Raw genomic sequence first — 14,905 nt, 5'->3', positions numbered from 1 at the left:
GAGGGGAAATTTCGCTCACGCCGCCTGCAGCCTCTCTCGGCCGGGCTGCGGCGGGAAGGCGATGGCGATGCCGGCAGCACCGAGGCCGATCAGCGCCGAGCCGATGAACAGCCAGGAATAGCTGGCATAGGCGTCGAAGATCATGCCGCCGGCGAGCGGGCCGAACGACATGCCGAGGCTGGACAACAGGGTCGCGGCGCCAAGTATCGTGCCGATGATGCGTGGCCCGAAATAGTCGCGCGCCAGAACCGCATAGAGCGGCATGACGCCGCCATAGGTGGCGCCGAAGATGATCGCCAGGAGATAGAACTGCTCGAGATTGCCGACGGCGAGATAGGCGGCGATCACCACCGCCTGGATGGCGAGGCCCACGATCAGCACCGGCTTGGCGCCCAACCTGTCGCCGAGCACGCCGTAGAGCACGCGCCCGCCAAGGCCGGCAAGGCCCTCGACGCTGTAGATCGACACGGCTGCCATCGGCGCCACGCCGCACGACATGGCATAGCTCACCATGTGAAAGATCGGCCCCGAATGCGCCGCGCAACAGGCGAAGAAGGTCATGCCCAGCACCAGGAATTGCGGCGAGCGCAGCGCCTGGCCGACTGACATGCCGGGGGCCGCGGCAGGCGCGGGCGCGCTGCCATCCGCTGCCGCGACCGCCGCCGACGGCTGGCGCACCAGGAAGACGGCCGGCAGCAACAGCACCCAGGCCATGATGCCGATGTCGAACATGGCGGTACGCCAGTCATAGGCCGTGATCAGCCAGCGTGCGAAGGGCGAAATGGTCATCGGCGCCACGCCCATGCCGGCCGAGACCAGCGACACGGCCAGGCTGCGATGGGTCTCGAACCAGGCGGTGGTCAGCGCGATCATCGGCGCGAAGAAGGCGCTGGCCGCCAGCCCGACGATGACGCCATAGCTCAGCTGGAAGACCAGCAGCGATTGGGCTCGGCTCGCCACCACCAGCGACAGGCCGAGCAGCACCGCGCCGGCAAAAACCACCGGGCGGGCGCCGACACGGTCATAGATGGCGCCCCAGGCGAAACCGCCTGCACCCATCACCAAGAAATTCAGCGTCATGGCGCTGGAAATGCCGGTTCGCGACCAGTTGGTGTCGAGCGCCATCGGCTCGAGAAAGATCGCCAGCGAAAACATCGCGCCGAGCGCCACACAGGTCATCAGCGCGCCGCACGCGACGATCACCCAACGGTAGGAATTGTTCATGCTCTTCTCCCGAGATCGGTTTCGATGCGGCGCCACTCGCTCCAGCTCCGTTGCGCCGCTTGCGTCCGAAGGACGTTGGCGGGATTTCGAATCCGACAATCCGGTTGCATTTTTTATCCGGTCTGCGTGGAAGTCCATCCGGATATGACAAAAGCAGGGTGTAAGGCTGCCAAGCGCGCCGACAAGATAGACTGCCGAATTGACGAGCCGCTCCGCGGCACTAGCTTTGTGGTCTCGCGACGGGAGAGATCGCTCATGGAACTGCATCGCGGCCGCCTCATCGACCACGTCCAGCTGGTGGTCAGGGACCTCGAGGCGAGCCGGCGCTTCTATGAAGCCGTCTTCAAGGTGCTCGGCATTCCGATCGGCGGCGAGGCCGAGGACTATTTCTGGGCCGACGAACTGTTCATCTCAAGCCTCGACAGCCGGGCGGCGAGAGGACAACTGACCGGGCGCCATCATCTGGCCTTCCAGGCCAGCGACAACGCCATGGTCGATGCCTTCTACAGGGCCGGCCTCAATGCCGGCGGGGCCGACAATGGCGCGCCGGGTGAGCGGCCCTACCACCCCGGCTACTACGCCGCCTTCCTGCTCGACCCCGACGGCAACAACATCGAGGCGGTGTTTCACGGGCCGGCAAAGCGAAGTGCCGCTTCGGTCGAGATCAATTTCTAGCGCAGGTTCACGAGGAGCGGGTTGCGGTGATCCGTCCGGAGTTCTCGCAAAAACAAAGAGTTGAAGCGGTCCACGGATTCAATCGCTGAACTGCTTCACATTGCCGGCGCGTAGCGGTTCACCACCATTCCGCAGGCATAGGCTTTAGAGCCGAGCAGGCGCAATTTCCGGAAGGCACCACGGTCGAAAATCCGCTCGCCGTCGCCCAGCGCGGCCGGATTGATGAACAGCTGGAACTCATCGACCAGTCCCGCTGCAATCAGCGCCGAGGCAAAGCCGGCGCCGCCGAATACCGCCATGTCGCCTTCACCTTCAGCTTTCAGCGCCTTGACCTCGCGCGGCAGGTTGCCGCTGGCAACCGTCGTGCGCTCCCACCGCGATGCCGCGAGCTTGTCGCTCAGCACCACCTTGCGCGCCTCGACGATGCGCTGCGCAAAGGCGTAGAAGGGATCGCGCGGATAGTTTTTTGCCGCATTGCCCCAATGGGTTAGATAGCCTTCTTCGGCCATCTTGCGGCTGAGCAGAATGGTGTCGATGCCGGCGAACACCGCGTTGAAATCCTGCTTCAAGTCGTCGTCCCACGGGCAGTTGGCGCCCCATTCCCAGAGCTGCCAGTGCTCATCGCCGGCCGCGCCGACAAAACCGTCGACCGATATCTGTATCTGCAGGATCAGTTTTCTCATCGTCGTTCTCCTGAGCTCTGGTGTCACCAGCGCCAGGTCAGGCGGCGTTGGTTATTGCTTTACTTTCGGAACCATTGACATGAGTGAAAAATGATGTCAATAGTAAAGTGATTTAAAAATGGAAGCATTTAAATGTCGACCAGGGAAAGATCCGGCTGTCCCATCAGCCTATCGCTCGAATTGCTCGGTGACCGCTGGACGCTGCTGATCATCCGCGACATGATTTTCGCCGGAAAAAGGCACTTCCGGGAGTTTCTGCTATCAGGCGAAGGCATCTCGTCGCGCACCCTGGCCGAGCGGCTGCAGACCTTGCAGGATGAGGGCATCGTCACCAGAAGCGACGACCCCACGCACAAGCTCAAGGCGATCTACAAGCTGACGGAGGCGGGCATCGACCTGTTGCCGGTGCTGGCGACGCTCGGCGCCTGGGGCAGCAAATACCGCAACGCCGATGACAAGCTGGCAAGGATCGCCGATGAACTGGCGAGGGGCGGCGAGGCAGCGCTCGAGCAGATAAAGAAGAAGCTGCGCGCCGAGCATGTCGGCTAGGGAGGAACGCCTCCCTTCGCGCTGGTGGCGGGCTAGATCGACACGACGTCGCGCAGCCTCACCCTTCCCATCCCGCAAATCGCTGTGGCCGGAGCCATGTCTGCTTCGGATTGCCATCGCCCGAACCACGGCCTCTTCCAGCCAGCGCGCGGTGGCGGGGGCGGCATGCATGCCGATTGGGCCATGCCGCCATGCACGTAGAGCTCTTCGGTCGCGGTGCGGCCGGCGACAGGCAGCCCGTCCGACAGCATGGGGCGATTGCCGGGATAGACATTCGTCACCGGGGGTGAGCCGAGACCGGACAGGATGCGCAGCGTGCGCGCCGCGATGCGAAGGCGTCTCGGCGCTAGCGCGCCGATCCACCTTCTCCAACAAGGGGAGAAGGTGAGGCGCGCCTTGTCCCGCCTGCGCTTCTACGCGTAGCCTAAGGAGCTAGCGGGAGGAGAATCGCTTGGACACCACTGTCGTTATTGTCGGCGCCGGGCCCGCCGGCCTTGCGGTCGGTGCCTGCCTGAAGCGGGCAGGAGTGGATTTCATCCTGCTCGAAAAATCGCAGGAGATCGCGCCCGCCTGGCGGCGGCACTATCGGCGGCTGCATCTGCATACGGTCAAGTCGTTCTCGTCGCTGCCGTTCCTGCCCTTTCCCAAAAACTATCCGCGCTACGTGCCGCGCGAACTGGTGGTCCGCTATCTCGACGACTACGCGGAAAATTCGATCTGCGCCCGCGCTTCGGCGTGACGGTGAAAGCCATTCGCCTCGGGGACGGCGGTTTTCTGGTCGAGACAGGATCGGACAACCTCAAGGCGCGCCATGTCGTTATCGCCAGCGGTAACAATGCCGAGCCGATCATCCCCCGGCTCCCTGCCATCGAGGCTTTCAAGGGCGAGGTGCTGCACAGCGCCGACTATACGCAAGCGGCGCCCTTTGCCGGCCGCTCGGTGCTGATCGTCGGCATGGGCAACACCGGCGACGCGATCGCGCTCGACTTGGTGGAAAGTGGCGCGCGTCCGACCATTTCGGTGCGCAAGGGCGTCCACATCGTGCCGCGCCAGCTGTTTGGCGTGCCGATCCAGATGGTCGGCATCGCCAGCCGGCCAATGCCGCAGGCGCTGAACGACTGGATGTTTCCGATCATCCTCGATTTCGCGCTGGGCAAGCTCGAGAAATACGGCATCGTCAGGCCGAAACAGGGCATCCTGCAACAGATCGACGAAGTCGGCCGCATCCCGGTCATCGACGTCGGCACGGTCGACGCCATCACCAAAGGCGCCATCAAGATCGCGCCCGACATAGCGGGCTTCACCGAGCGCGGCGCTGCGTTCACCGACGGCAGGCAGGAAAATTTCGACGCCGTCATCCTCGCCACCGGCTATCGCCCGGGCTACGAAAAGTTTCTGCCCGTGGAATTGCAGCCGGAGCGCAGTGGCGTCAACGCCCGCGCCTCGCAACTCGGCCTCTACCTCGTCGGCTTCTACAATCCGGTCACCGGTCTGCTCAGGGAAATTGGACGCGAGGCGAAGGCAGTGGCGGCCGACATTGCTCGGCGAGGCTGAAAGGGGCGGCGTCGGCCAAGCTGCGGATCTCCCGCCTTGCGGGGAGATCGGCTATCCATCACAGCCCCGCCGCGTCGCCCTCATCGAGCAGCCATTGCCGCACGGCTTGCGTCGGTTCTGGGTGCCGTTGCTTGCGCGGCATCACGACATAGAAATCGTGCGTCCCACGCATCTCTGCGTTGATCGGCTGCACCAGCCGGCCGGCGGCAATGTCGGCAGCGACGAGAAACCGGCTGGCCAGCGCGATGCCCTGGCCGGCAATGGCGGCGTCGATCGCGAGGCCTGTCTGGTTGAAGCGCATGCGTTTGGCCTCGGTGGCCATCTTCAGCCCGAGCGCTCTCTCCATGAATTCCGGCCACAGATTGTGCGCGTCGTGCAACAGGACATGATGCTGGATATCGGCCGTCGCGATCTCGTTCGCCTCGGTAGGCAGCAGGGCAGGGCTGCAGATGGCGACGATCTGCTGTGGGAACAACAGGTCGACCATCAGGCCGGCGCCGAAGGGCGGGCGGCCTTGCCTGACCGCAATGTCGACGCCGTCGGCCTGAAAACTCGACAGGCTTTGGCTGGCCAGGATGCGCAAATCGACGAGCGGGTTGTGGGCGACGAACTCCGGCAGTTTGGGGATCAGCCATTTGGTGGCAAAGCTCGGCGTGACGCTGATCGTCAGCCGCGCCGGCTCGGGCCGCAACAGCAGCGTTGCCTCGGAGATCAGCTCGAAGGCGCGGCGAATGTTCGGCGCATAGGCACGTCCCTCATCGGTCAGCGCCAGGCCGCGCGGCAGCCGGTCGAACAGCTTTGCGCCGAGATCGGCCTCCAGCCCGCGTATATGCTGCGCCACCGCCCCTTGCGTCACGTTCAGCTCCTGCGCGGCGATGCGGAAGTTGAGATGACGCGCGGCGGCTTCGAAGGCACGCAGCGCATTCAATGGTGGCAGGCTCAGGAAGGCTTCGGGCATGCAGGAGTTTTTCTACAGCTTGATTTCAGGCTTTCTGGTTCGAACCAGATGGCAAGACCGGCTATATCATCCTTTGAAGTCGCGAGACACACGCCGCAAAACCCCAAGGAGAGAAAAATGAGTGTAGAAAAAGTGGCAGTCGTCGTCGCGGGTGGCAGCGGTATCGGCGCGGCGGCGGCCAAGCGGCTGGCGGCGGACGGGTTCAAGGTCGCGATCCTGTCGTCCTCCGGTAAGGGCGAGGCTCTGGCCAAGGAGCTTGGCGGCCTCGGCGTCACCGGCTCCAACCAGTCGAATGACGATCTGCAGCGGCTCGCCGATCTGACGCTCGAGCGCTTCGGCCGCATCGACGTGCTGGTCAACAGCGGCGGCCACGGGCCACGCGCGCCGATCCTCGAAATCACCGACGAGCAGTGGCACACCGGTCTCGACGTCTATCTGATGAACGTCATCCGGCCGGTGCGCATCGTGGCGCCGCAGATGGTCAAGCAGAAGGCCGGCGCCATCATCAACATCTCGACCGCCTGGGTGGTCGAGCCGAGCCCGATGTTCCCGACATCCGCCGTGTTCCGCGCCGGTCTTGCCGCCTACACCAAGATCTTCGCCAACACCTACGCCGCCGACAATGTGCGCATGAACAATGTGCTGCCCGGCTGGATCGACAGCCTGCCGGCCACCGAGGAGCGCCGCGACAGCGTGCCGATGCAGCGCTACGGCACCTCGGAGGAAATTGCCGCGACCATCGCCTTCCTCGCTTCCGAAGGTGCGGGCTACATCACCGGCCAGAACATCCGCGTCGACGGCGGCATCATCGGCGCGATCTGACCGCGCGGTCGCCTCGCGTGAGCCGGCGCGTCACTCCTTCACCGCGCCGGTCATCGACGAGACATAGTGCTCGACGAAGAACGAATAGAGCACCACCACCGGCAGCGAGCCGATCAGCGCTCCCGCCATCAGCGCCCCCCATTCGTAGACGTCGGAGCGCACCAGCTCGGTCAGCACACCCACCGGCACGGTCTTGTTTTCCGAGGACTGGATGAATGTCAGCGCATAGATGAACTCGTTCCATGACAGGGTGAAGGCGAATATGCCGGCGGAGATCAGGCCGGGCACCGACAGCGGCAGCACGATCTTGGTGAGGATCTGCCACCGGCTCGCTCCGTCTATCAGCGCGCATTCTTCCAGTTCGAACGGAATGGAGCGGAAGTAACCCATCAACAGCCACGTGCAGAACGGCACCAGGAAGGTCGGATAGGTAAGGATGAGCGCGAAGGGCGTGTCGTAGAGCCCGAGGTTGAACACCATCACCGACAGCGGAATGAACAGGATCGAGGGCGGCACCAGATAGGCGAGGAAGATGCCGAGGCCGACCTGCCGCGCCCCGGAAAACCGCAGCCGCTCGATCGCATAGGCGGCGAACACCGACGCCAGCAGCGACAGGAAAGTAGCGGCGGTCGAGATGATGATCGTGTTGAGCAGCCAGCCCGGATAGGAGGTTTCGAACAGGAGGTAGCGGATATGCTCCAGTGTCGGATGCACCACCCAGAACGGATTGAACTGCGCATAGTCGGTCATCTCGAGATTGGGCTTAACCGCGGTGATCGTCATCCAGTAAAACGGAAACAACAGCACGAAGACGAACACCAGCAGCGGCAGATAGACCGTCACCACGCGGCGCGGCAGGCTCTGCAGGTAGCCCATGCCGCCTTCGTCGATATCCCCACGTTTCGCCTTCCTTGTCGCGGCCGTCTTGACCATGTCAGTCTCCGCCGCCTTGTTGCCATTTGCGGCGTTGCAGGCCGAAATAGCTGAACAGGATCGCCGCCAGCAGGAACGGGATCATGGCCACCGCGATGGCCGCGCCCTCGCCAAGCTGGCCGCCGGAAATGCCGCGCTGGAAAGACAATGTCGCCATCAGATGCGTGGCATTCACCGGTCCGCCCCGGGTCAGCACGTAGATCAGCTGGAAATCGGTGAAAGTGAACAGCACCGAGAAGGTCATGGTGATGGCGATGATCGGCGTCAGCAGCGGCAGAGTCACATAACGAAACAACTGCCAGCGACTGGCGCCGTCGAGCGTGGCCGCCTCGTAAAGCGACTGCGGAATGGTCTGCAGGCCGGCGAGCAGCGTGATGGCGACGAAAGGAATGCCGCGCCAGACGTTGGCGGCGATAACCGAAGCGCGCGCATTCTCCGGATCGCCGAGGAAATTGATGCGGTGGTCGATCAGGCCCATTTGCTGCAGCGCCCAGGACAGGATGGAGAACTGCGAATCGTAGATCCACCAGAAGGCGATGGCTGACAGTACAGTGGGCACCACCCAGGGCAGCAGGACTATCGCGCGGAAGAACGATTTGAACGGCAGGTTTTCATTGAGGATGAGCGCCAGCCACAGGCCGAGCACGAACTTCAGGATCGAGGCGCTGACCGTGTAGAGCAGCGTGTTGAAGACGGAGAGCCAGAAGACGTTGTCATTCCAAAGGTACTGATAATTCTCGACGCCGATGAAGATGCCGGGGCGGCCGATCCGGGCATCGGTGAAACCGAGCCAGACGCCCAGCCCGAGCGGATAGGTCAGGAAGACCAGCAGCAGCGCCGCCGCCGGCAGCATGAAGCCGAAGCCCAGCGCGTTGCGGCTTTCGGAGATCCGCGAAAGCATCGACGGACGCGGCTGGGCGGCAACGGACGGCACGGCCATGGAGGGCTCCTCATCGGGGAATCAGGTCACGGCGTCAACGGCCGCCATGGGATTGTGCGACGGGCCGGGCAGCGCACTAGACGCTGCCCGGCGGTGCCGTGATCAAACGCGGTAGTAGCGGTTGGCGCGCTTCTCCGCCTCCTCCATCGCCTCCTGCGGCGTCGCCTGGCCGGTCACCGCCTTGGCAAACATGTCGACCAGGACATAGTCGGCCATGGTCGCCGCCGAGGCATAGCCGAGCGGCCCGGCATAGCCGTTGGGGCGCAGCGTCGCCGAGGCCTTGGCATAGGCGGCATTGTTCGGGTCGGCCGTCCACACTGGATTGTTGTCGAAGGCCTTCAGCGTCTGGCAGCAATAGCCCGCCGAGGAGGTGATCCAGTCGGTCATCTGCGGATCCTCGAACATGAACTGCAGATAGGCCTTGGCCGCATTGGGGTAGGGCGTGTAGTTGAAGATGACTGCGGTGGTCACCTGGAACAGTTCGACCGATTTCCCGACGGGACCGATCGGCAGGTTGGTGGTGCGGATGTCCTTGGCGATCTCAGCCAGCTTCGGATCGTTGTCCTTGTTGATCTTGGCCGTATTGTAGGCGGAAATGCCGTTGGCGATGACGCCGAGTTCGCCGGCCAGGAAGGCGCGGTTGTTATTGACGTCGAGCCAGCTTTCGGTCCCGGGAATGAAGGTCTTGTAGAGTTCCTGCGCGTATCCGATCGCCTTTAGCGTCTCGGGGCTGTTGATCGCCACCTTGCCGCTCTCGTCGACCATCTGGCCGCCATGGCTCCACAGCAGCCAGTGCGCGTAATTGTTGCCGTCGCCGACGCCGTGGCCGTGCGTGAAGCCAGCCGGATGTCCCTTCGCCTGCAACGCCTTGCAAAGCTCGAGGAAGCCTGCCGTGTCCTTCGGAAATTCGGAGAAGCCGGCCTCCTTCACCCAGCTTTCGCGATAGACGATGGCATTGCCGATCGTGGCCAGCGGCAGGCCGACGAACTTGCCGTCCCGCGTCGCATATTGCTTTGGTCCGTCGTGCCAGCCGCCATATTTCGAGCCCAGATACTCGCCGAGCTCGGTCACGTCGTGCAGCTTGTCGGGATATTGATGCGGGTCGTCGAACCAGACGAACATGAGGTCCGGGCCGGAACCGACATTGGCGGCGACCGCTGCCTTGGGGCGAATGTCCTCCCAGCTTTCCTTGTCGACACGAACCTCGACACCTGTCGCCTCGGTGAAGCGCTTGGTGTTGGCCAGCCATTGATCCTCATCGCCCTTGACGAAGGGCGACCAGCGCAGCAGCCGCAGCTTTGCGCCTTCCTCGGGCTTGTATTTCAAGCCCTCCTGGGCAAAAGCCGGCGAGCCGACGAACCGGCTTCCCAGAGCTCCCGCCGCGGCACCTGCGGTCGTGCGGATTACATCGCGTCTCGTGAATTTCATGGTCGTCTCCTCCGGTTTATCTTCCTTGCTATGCGGTCCTTACCATCCGTTACGCGTTTCAAATCGTGTTCCGGTCTTGCCGTCAAAGAGATGAATCAGGCCAGGCGCGGCAGAGAGCCGTATGGATTCGCCCGGTGTTAAGGCATGGCGTTCGCGGAAATTGGCGACGATCTCGTCGCCGCCGGCGGTGCGGCCGATGATCTGCACTTCCGACCCGGTCGGCTCGACCACCGCGACGGTGACTGGAATGCCTTGGTCTGACGATAGCCGCAAATGCTCGGGCCGTATTCCCAGCACCACCGGATGACCGTTGCCAACGGCCGGCGCGCCGGCCAGCGGCACGGAAATTCCCCCGGCGCCGCGAAAGGACGGAGACCCGTCGGTGACGATCTCGCCCTTGATCAGGTTCATGGCGGGCGAGCCGATGAAACTGGCGACGAAGAGATTGTTTGGCCTGTCGTAGAGCTCCAGCGGCGGTCCGATCTGTTCGACGATGCCGTCATGCATGACCACGATCTTGTCGGCCATGGTCATGGCCTCGATCTGGTCGTGGGTGACATAGACTGTGGTCGTCTTGAGCCGCTGGTGCAGTTCCTTGATCTCGGCGCGCATCTGCACCCTGAGCTTGGCGTCGAGATTGGAGAGCGGTTCGTCGAACAGGAAAACCTGTGGATCGCGCACGATCGCCCGGCCCATGGCGACGCGCTGGCGCTGGCCGCCGGAAAGCTGGCGCGGATATCGCGTCAGCAATGGCACCAGCCCGAGGATTTCGGCGGCGCGCTGAATGCTGGTAGCGCAATCGGCCTTCGAAACACCTTTGAGCATGAGCGAGAACGCCATGTTCTCGGCGACCGTCATGTGCGGGTAGAGCGCGTAGTTCTGGAACACCATGGCAACGTCGCGCTCTTTCGGCGCAACGTTGTTGACGACCCGATCCCCGATCGCGATCTCGCCCCGAGAAATCTTTTCCAGGCCGGCGATCATCCTGAGAAGGGTCGATTTTCCACAACCCGACGGGCCGACCAGCGTGACGAATTCGCCGTCGTCGATATCCACACTGACGCCATGCAGGACCTCGACGGTCCCGAACGATTTGTAAACATCGCCGATCGCGACAGACGCCATCGATCTCCTCCCGAATGCTTCTTGCGACGCCCCGAAGGAAACCGCTCCTCTCCTGCCTCGCGACCGTCTCCCATTCCCCCAACAGGTCGCGTGACGATCAGACGGTAGCGCTACCAAGCCTGCCTGTAAAGCGGCCATGCGGCCGGTGCTCTTGTCGTTCGGAACACCGGCGCAATGACCGGTTCGCCGGCAAACTACCCCCCATTCACAAAAGCCAGCACCAGCTTCTGCAGGTTTCCGCCGGGGCCGAATTCGACCCGGTCGAAGTCGCGGCTCGCCTGCCGCTGAGCCAGCGAGATCTGGGCGAGTTGCCTCGTCAGCTCGGTTCTGATCTTGCTGCAGGCGGGGTCATCAGTAATGGTCAGGCCGACGCTCACCGCCTCGATCTTGCGCACCATCTCGGCGATGGCTGCGCCATGCACTCTCTCGTGGGCGGCGAGCCCGGCGATGAACACCGTCCAGTTCTTCTGGACGGAAGCCGGCAACGGTTCGGCCGGCTTCGGCAAGGTGTAGGTGATGATCAGTTTCGGGCGCGCCGATTTGAGCACGCAGGCGTCGCCTTGCGGCCTGTAGTCCCTGGTCCAGGTCAGCTTGAAATTGGTGTGCGCAATGACCCGACCCTTGCCGAGCAAGGGGCCGGCTTCGCCGATCGCGGCATAGAGTTCCGGGCCGGTCCGCCCTGCGATGGCGTAGGTCTCGACCTTTTCGACCGGCTTCCAGTCGGCGCGTGCCGGCGACGCCAGCAGGGAGGCCGCGAACAGGAGAAAGAACATGGCTGGTTTCATGGAAACGTCAGAGACACTGGGCTGAGGCAAAGATCAACCCGGCGCAATGCCTCAGGTCCCACGGCAGGCCGCGTCATAGTCGGCCAGCACCTGATCGACAGCTTCGAGAAGGATAGCCTCGGGATTGCCCGCCGGCCCGAGTTCGGCCGGCAGCGCCGGCAGGAATTGCCGCATCAGCGTTTCGGGAATGGCGACCCCGTCCAGCGCCTTGCGCAGGCGCTCGACGGCCGCGACAGCGGTGGAGTTGCTCCAATAATAGCGGATGCGGTCGCTGTAGCTGTAATGCCGCTGCACATAGAGCTCTGCTTCGTTGCCGTGATAGTGGCTGTGCCAATGGCCGGGTGCTGCCAGCATCGCGCCTTCCATGGTCCGGGCGAGCGACCGGTCGCCATAATCCGTGATCATTTCGGATGCTATCAGGTCGAGCCCGTAAAGCGCCTCGCGCAAGGCGAAGGTCAGGCCGGGGCCGACCTTGAGGATGGGAAAGCCGTTTGCGACCAGCGCGGTCAAAGCCGCACGGCTCTGGTAGTCGGTCGAATGCGCCTCGTAGACGAGCGACGGCTGCTCATCGAGCAAGCCGGTCAGGCCCTTGGATTTCTCGGGCGCGTAGGCGACGACGTTCTGGCTGCCGAATTCCATGCCCGGCTGCACCACCACGGCCATGACGCGGCCGAACGCCTCGGTCAGGCCTTCGCGGGCAAAGATCTCCCGGTGAACCTCGATCGTGCGCCGCGCCGCCGCCGCCTCGGTCGGCTTCAACTCGCTGATCGCATGGTCGACGCCGCCGGGGGCGGGAACTTCGGTGCCGATGATGTAGACCGGCAAGGTGCTGCCTGCGGCGTGCGCGCCCGTTTCGGCCGCCTTTGCCAGCCGCGCCGCCCGGGTGGCGATGGTCTCGTCGTCAAGCGCCGCCGGCTCGCCGGCGCAGCCCATCGATGCGTCGAGATGGATCTTGGTGAAGCCGGCCGCGATATAGGCGCCGACCATGGCCTCGGCCTTGTCCATCGCCTGCGCCGCCGGCTCTGCGCGCCACGGGTTCGGTCCCAGATGGTCGCCGCCGAAGATGATACGCGAGGCTTCCAGCCCCTCGCGGCAGGCGATCTCCAGCACGAAGGCGACGAACAGCGCCGGGGTCATTCCGGTATAGCCGCCGAACTGGTTGACCTGATTGCAGGTTGCCTCAATCAGCAGGTTTTTCTCCCTGTCGGCAACGGCGCGCCTGATCGCCGTCTGGATCACCAGCGGATGCGCGGAGCAGATCGAGGTGATGCCGTAGGGCGAGCCGTTTTTGCGCGCGCTGGCGAGGCCTGCAAGCGGGTTGGCGCTCATGTCCGTCTCGCTGTTCCCTTGATGAATTGATCGAGCCCGTCGAAGCTGGTGACGCCCTCCATCGGGCCGCGCCGGGTGACGTTGCGGGCGCCGGCGGCATTGGCATAAAGCAGCGCCTTGCCGGGCTCCATTCCTTGGCGGCGGCAGGTCAGGTAGGTGGCGCCGAAACAATCGCCGGCGCCCGTGGGGTCGACTTCCTCGACCTGAAAACCGGCGCAGTCGATCCTGGCGCCGTCGGCGCCGAACCAGGAAGAGCCGTCAGCACCGCGCTTCAGCACGATCTCGCCGACGCCCCTGGCAAACAGCGCCGCCACCGCCCGGTGCTCGTCATCGACGCCCGCCGTAGCGAGCAATTCGTCGCCGGACGGCAGCAGCAGGTCGGCATCGTCGATGAGTGCGGAAAACAGTGCGCCGTCGGAGCCGTCGATCAGCTCCTTGCGCACATTCGGGTCGAATGAGGTCGAGCCGCCGCGGGCACGAACCGCCTGCACTGCGTAGCTGACGATCTCCTTCAGCCCTGCCACCGACAGCGTCGATCCCATGATATGCAGATGGCCGGCCCTGTCCGCCAGCAGGCGCGCAGCAGTGGTCAGGTGGATCTGCCCGGCGGCGGATTCGGCGATGTTGTAGACGAAGTCCCTGATACCATCGGGCCGGTAGCGCACGAAGGCGCATCCCGTCGGGAAGCGGTCGCTGATATCGACGGCTGAGACGTCGACGCCGTCGCGCTCCAGCCTGTCCAGGTTGAGCGTGCCGAAATCGTCGCGGCCGACGCAGCCGATAATGCCGGCGCCGCCTCCCAGCCGGGCGACCTGATCGATGAAGATCGCCGGCGCACCGCTGGGGAATGGCCCGACGAGCGATTGCGGCTCGAGGAAGCCGAAACCCCGTTCCGTCGCCATGATCTCGACCAGGATCTCGCCGGCGGCAATCGTTGGCCCCGCGGCCTCGGCGGCGATTTCGCTGCGGCGCGAAAGGCTCATGCTTGCGATTCCTCTCACACGCAAACTGATTGCTTGCCCGCGCAGTTATCCGACGCAAGTGTTTATCGGGTAAATCGCACATACAGCGAAGTCAATAAAACTCTACATGCGTATAGTTTATCTGTTTCTGCGCGTACACATTGCAGGATTCGGGTGGCTGGGATCGTGGCACCGTGCAAATCAGGCGTCGACCGCAGCGAAAGGACAGCCATGCTCACGCTTCATGATTATTTGCCGTCGCAAAACGGTTGGAAGGCGAGGGTCGTGCTCGGCCTGCTCAACATTCCCTATGAAAGCCGCCTGGTGTCGATTTTCGAGGGCGAGAGCCACACCGACGCTTTCCTGAAGCTCAACCCGGCCGGCGCCGTTCCTGTGCTCGAACTCGAGGATGGCCGTGCGATCGCCGAATCGAATGCGATCCTCATTTATCTCGCCGAAGGCACGCCCTTGCTGCCGGCGGATCGCTATGTCAACGCGAAAATTATGCAATGGCTGTTCTTCGAACAGTACCATGTCGAGCCGGTCATCGGCTCCCTGCGCTTCTGGACGCTGGCCGGAAGGCTGGAGCGCAACCAGGCGATGGTTCCGGCCAAGCGCGAAGCCGGCGCCCGCACGCTGGCAGCGCTGGAGCGCAGCCTGAACGACACGCCGTTCCTTGTCGGCGACACGCTCACCATCGCCGACATTGCTGTCTATGCCTACGGCCACCGTGCCGAAGACTGTGGCTTTGCGCTGTCGGCTTATCCGGCGGTCCTCGCCTGGACGGACCGGGTGCGCGACGCCATCGGTCCCGGCTATCCCGTGCATCTCTACAGCATCGATCGGCACTCGGCTGCTTGACGGCAAAAGGCGCGCGTTCACCTTGCTTAGTCGAAAAGAAGACCCAGATTCTGCTTTGTCGGCGGCTTTCGCTCGCA

The 14,905-nt window shown here is 63.7% G+C and carries 16 protein-coding genes; 6 read left to right on the top strand and 10 right to left on the bottom strand.

Annotated features, from left to right (window positions below; translation table 11 throughout):
• Positions 1–15 precede the first annotated feature (15 nt).
• Positions 16–1,224: an MFS transporter gene (locus tag NLY42_RS26310; RefSeq protein WP_023693802.1), complete on the bottom strand. Its 1,209-nt coding sequence runs from the start codon at positions 1,222–1,224 to the stop codon at positions 16–18.
• A gap of 255 nt (positions 1,225–1,479) precedes the next feature.
• On the opposite strand from NLY42_RS26310, the gene NLY42_RS26305 reads away from it, so the two are divergent.
• Positions 1,480–1,899, top strand: coding sequence for a VOC family protein (locus NLY42_RS26305; RefSeq protein ID WP_023747821.1), 420 nt, complete (start codon positions 1,480–1,482; stop codon positions 1,897–1,899).
• A 95-nt stretch (positions 1,900–1,994) separates the two neighbouring features.
• On the opposite strand, the gene NLY42_RS26300 is transcribed toward NLY42_RS26305, so the two are convergent.
• Positions 1,995–2,582 (bottom strand): dihydrofolate reductase family protein, encoded by a 588-nt coding sequence (locus NLY42_RS26300; protein ID WP_023754617.1) that lies wholly within the window; start codon positions 2,580–2,582, stop codon positions 1,995–1,997.
• Positions 2,583–2,714: 132 nt separating this feature from the next.
• Here NLY42_RS26300 and NLY42_RS26295 point away from each other — a divergent pair, with 132 nt between their 5' ends.
• The 3 genes from NLY42_RS26295 to NLY42_RS26285 all read left to right on the top strand — a co-directional run bounded on the left by NLY42_RS26295 (position 2,715) and on the right by NLY42_RS26285 (position 4,685).
• Positions 2,715–3,131, top strand: a complete 417-nt coding sequence (locus NLY42_RS26295; RefSeq protein WP_023703095.1) for a winged helix-turn-helix transcriptional regulator — start codon at positions 2,715–2,717, stop codon at positions 3,129–3,131.
• A 451-nt stretch (positions 3,132–3,582) separates the two neighbouring features.
• On the top strand, positions 3,583–3,870 hold the full coding sequence (locus NLY42_RS26290; RefSeq protein ID WP_280800253.1) for an FAD-dependent monooxygenase: 288 nt from the start codon (positions 3,583–3,585) through the stop codon (positions 3,868–3,870).
• A gap of 2 nt (positions 3,871–3,872) precedes the next feature.
• Positions 3,873–4,685, top strand: coding sequence for an NAD(P)-binding domain-containing protein (locus NLY42_RS26285; protein WP_280800252.1), 813 nt, complete (start codon positions 3,873–3,875; stop codon positions 4,683–4,685).
• A gap of 58 nt (positions 4,686–4,743) precedes the next feature.
• Here the strand turns inward: NLY42_RS26285 and gcvA are convergent, their stop codons facing one another.
• Positions 4,744–5,643 carry a transcriptional regulator GcvA gene (gene gcvA / locus NLY42_RS26280; protein WP_023685899.1) on the bottom strand — a complete coding sequence of 300 codons (900 nt, stop codon included), beginning with the start codon at positions 5,641–5,643 and terminating at the stop codon, positions 4,744–4,746.
• A gap of 117 nt (positions 5,644–5,760) precedes the next feature.
• Here gcvA and NLY42_RS26275 point away from each other — a divergent pair, with 117 nt between their 5' ends.
• Positions 5,761–6,465 (top strand): SDR family oxidoreductase, encoded by a 705-nt coding sequence (locus NLY42_RS26275; protein WP_023754615.1) that lies wholly within the window; start codon positions 5,761–5,763, stop codon positions 6,463–6,465.
• Between the two features lie 30 nt (positions 6,466–6,495).
• On the opposite strand, the gene NLY42_RS26270 is transcribed toward NLY42_RS26275, so the two are convergent.
• From NLY42_RS26270 to NLY42_RS26240, 7 genes are all read right to left on the bottom strand, one after another.
• Complete coding sequence (locus NLY42_RS26270) at positions 6,496–7,398, bottom strand: carbohydrate ABC transporter permease (protein ID WP_023673469.1); 903 nt, start codon at positions 7,396–7,398, stop codon at positions 6,496–6,498.
• A gap of 1 nt (position 7,399) precedes the next feature.
• Entirely contained in the window at positions 7,400–8,299 is a 900-nt protein-coding gene (locus NLY42_RS26265) for a carbohydrate ABC transporter permease (RefSeq protein ID WP_373432851.1), read from the bottom strand.
• A gap of 141 nt (positions 8,300–8,440) precedes the next feature.
• On the bottom strand, positions 8,441–9,766 hold the full coding sequence (locus tag NLY42_RS26260) for an ABC transporter substrate-binding protein (RefSeq protein WP_023693796.1): 1,326 nt from the start codon (positions 9,764–9,766) through the stop codon (positions 8,441–8,443).
• A 39-nt stretch (positions 9,767–9,805) separates the two neighbouring features.
• Entirely contained in the window at positions 9,806–10,891 is a 1,086-nt protein-coding gene (locus NLY42_RS26255) for an ABC transporter ATP-binding protein (protein WP_023673472.1), read from the bottom strand.
• 194 nt (positions 10,892–11,085) lie between these two features.
• The gene (locus tag NLY42_RS26250) at positions 11,086–11,676 is read right to left on the bottom strand and encodes a DUF922 domain-containing Zn-dependent protease (protein ID WP_023754614.1); all 591 of its coding nucleotides are present in this window, start codon (positions 11,674–11,676) and stop codon (positions 11,086–11,088) included.
• A gap of 51 nt (positions 11,677–11,727) precedes the next feature.
• Positions 11,728–13,005: a D-tagatose-bisphosphate aldolase, class II, non-catalytic subunit gene (locus NLY42_RS26245; RefSeq protein WP_023754613.1), complete on the bottom strand. Its 1,278-nt coding sequence runs from the start codon at positions 13,003–13,005 to the stop codon at positions 11,728–11,730.
• The gene (locus NLY42_RS26240) at positions 13,002–13,988 is read right to left on the bottom strand and encodes a tagatose kinase (protein WP_023754612.1); all 987 of its coding nucleotides are present in this window, start codon (positions 13,986–13,988) and stop codon (positions 13,002–13,004) included. Before NLY42_RS26240 ends, NLY42_RS26245 begins: the two co-directional genes overlap by 4 nt.
• Before the next feature lie 210 nt (positions 13,989–14,198).
• Here NLY42_RS26240 and NLY42_RS26235 point away from each other — a divergent pair, with 210 nt between their 5' ends.
• The gene (locus tag NLY42_RS26235; protein WP_023754611.1) at positions 14,199–14,828 is read left to right on the top strand and encodes a glutathione S-transferase family protein; all 630 of its coding nucleotides are present in this window, start codon (positions 14,199–14,201) and stop codon (positions 14,826–14,828) included.
• Positions 14,829–14,905: the final 77 nt, after the last annotated feature.

The sequence above is a fragment of the Mesorhizobium sp. C372A genome, from assembly GCF_030323245.1.
Classification (GTDB): Bacteria; Pseudomonadota; Alphaproteobacteria; order Rhizobiales; family Rhizobiaceae; genus Mesorhizobium.
This window is presented reverse-complemented; position numbering and strand designations above follow the sequence as displayed.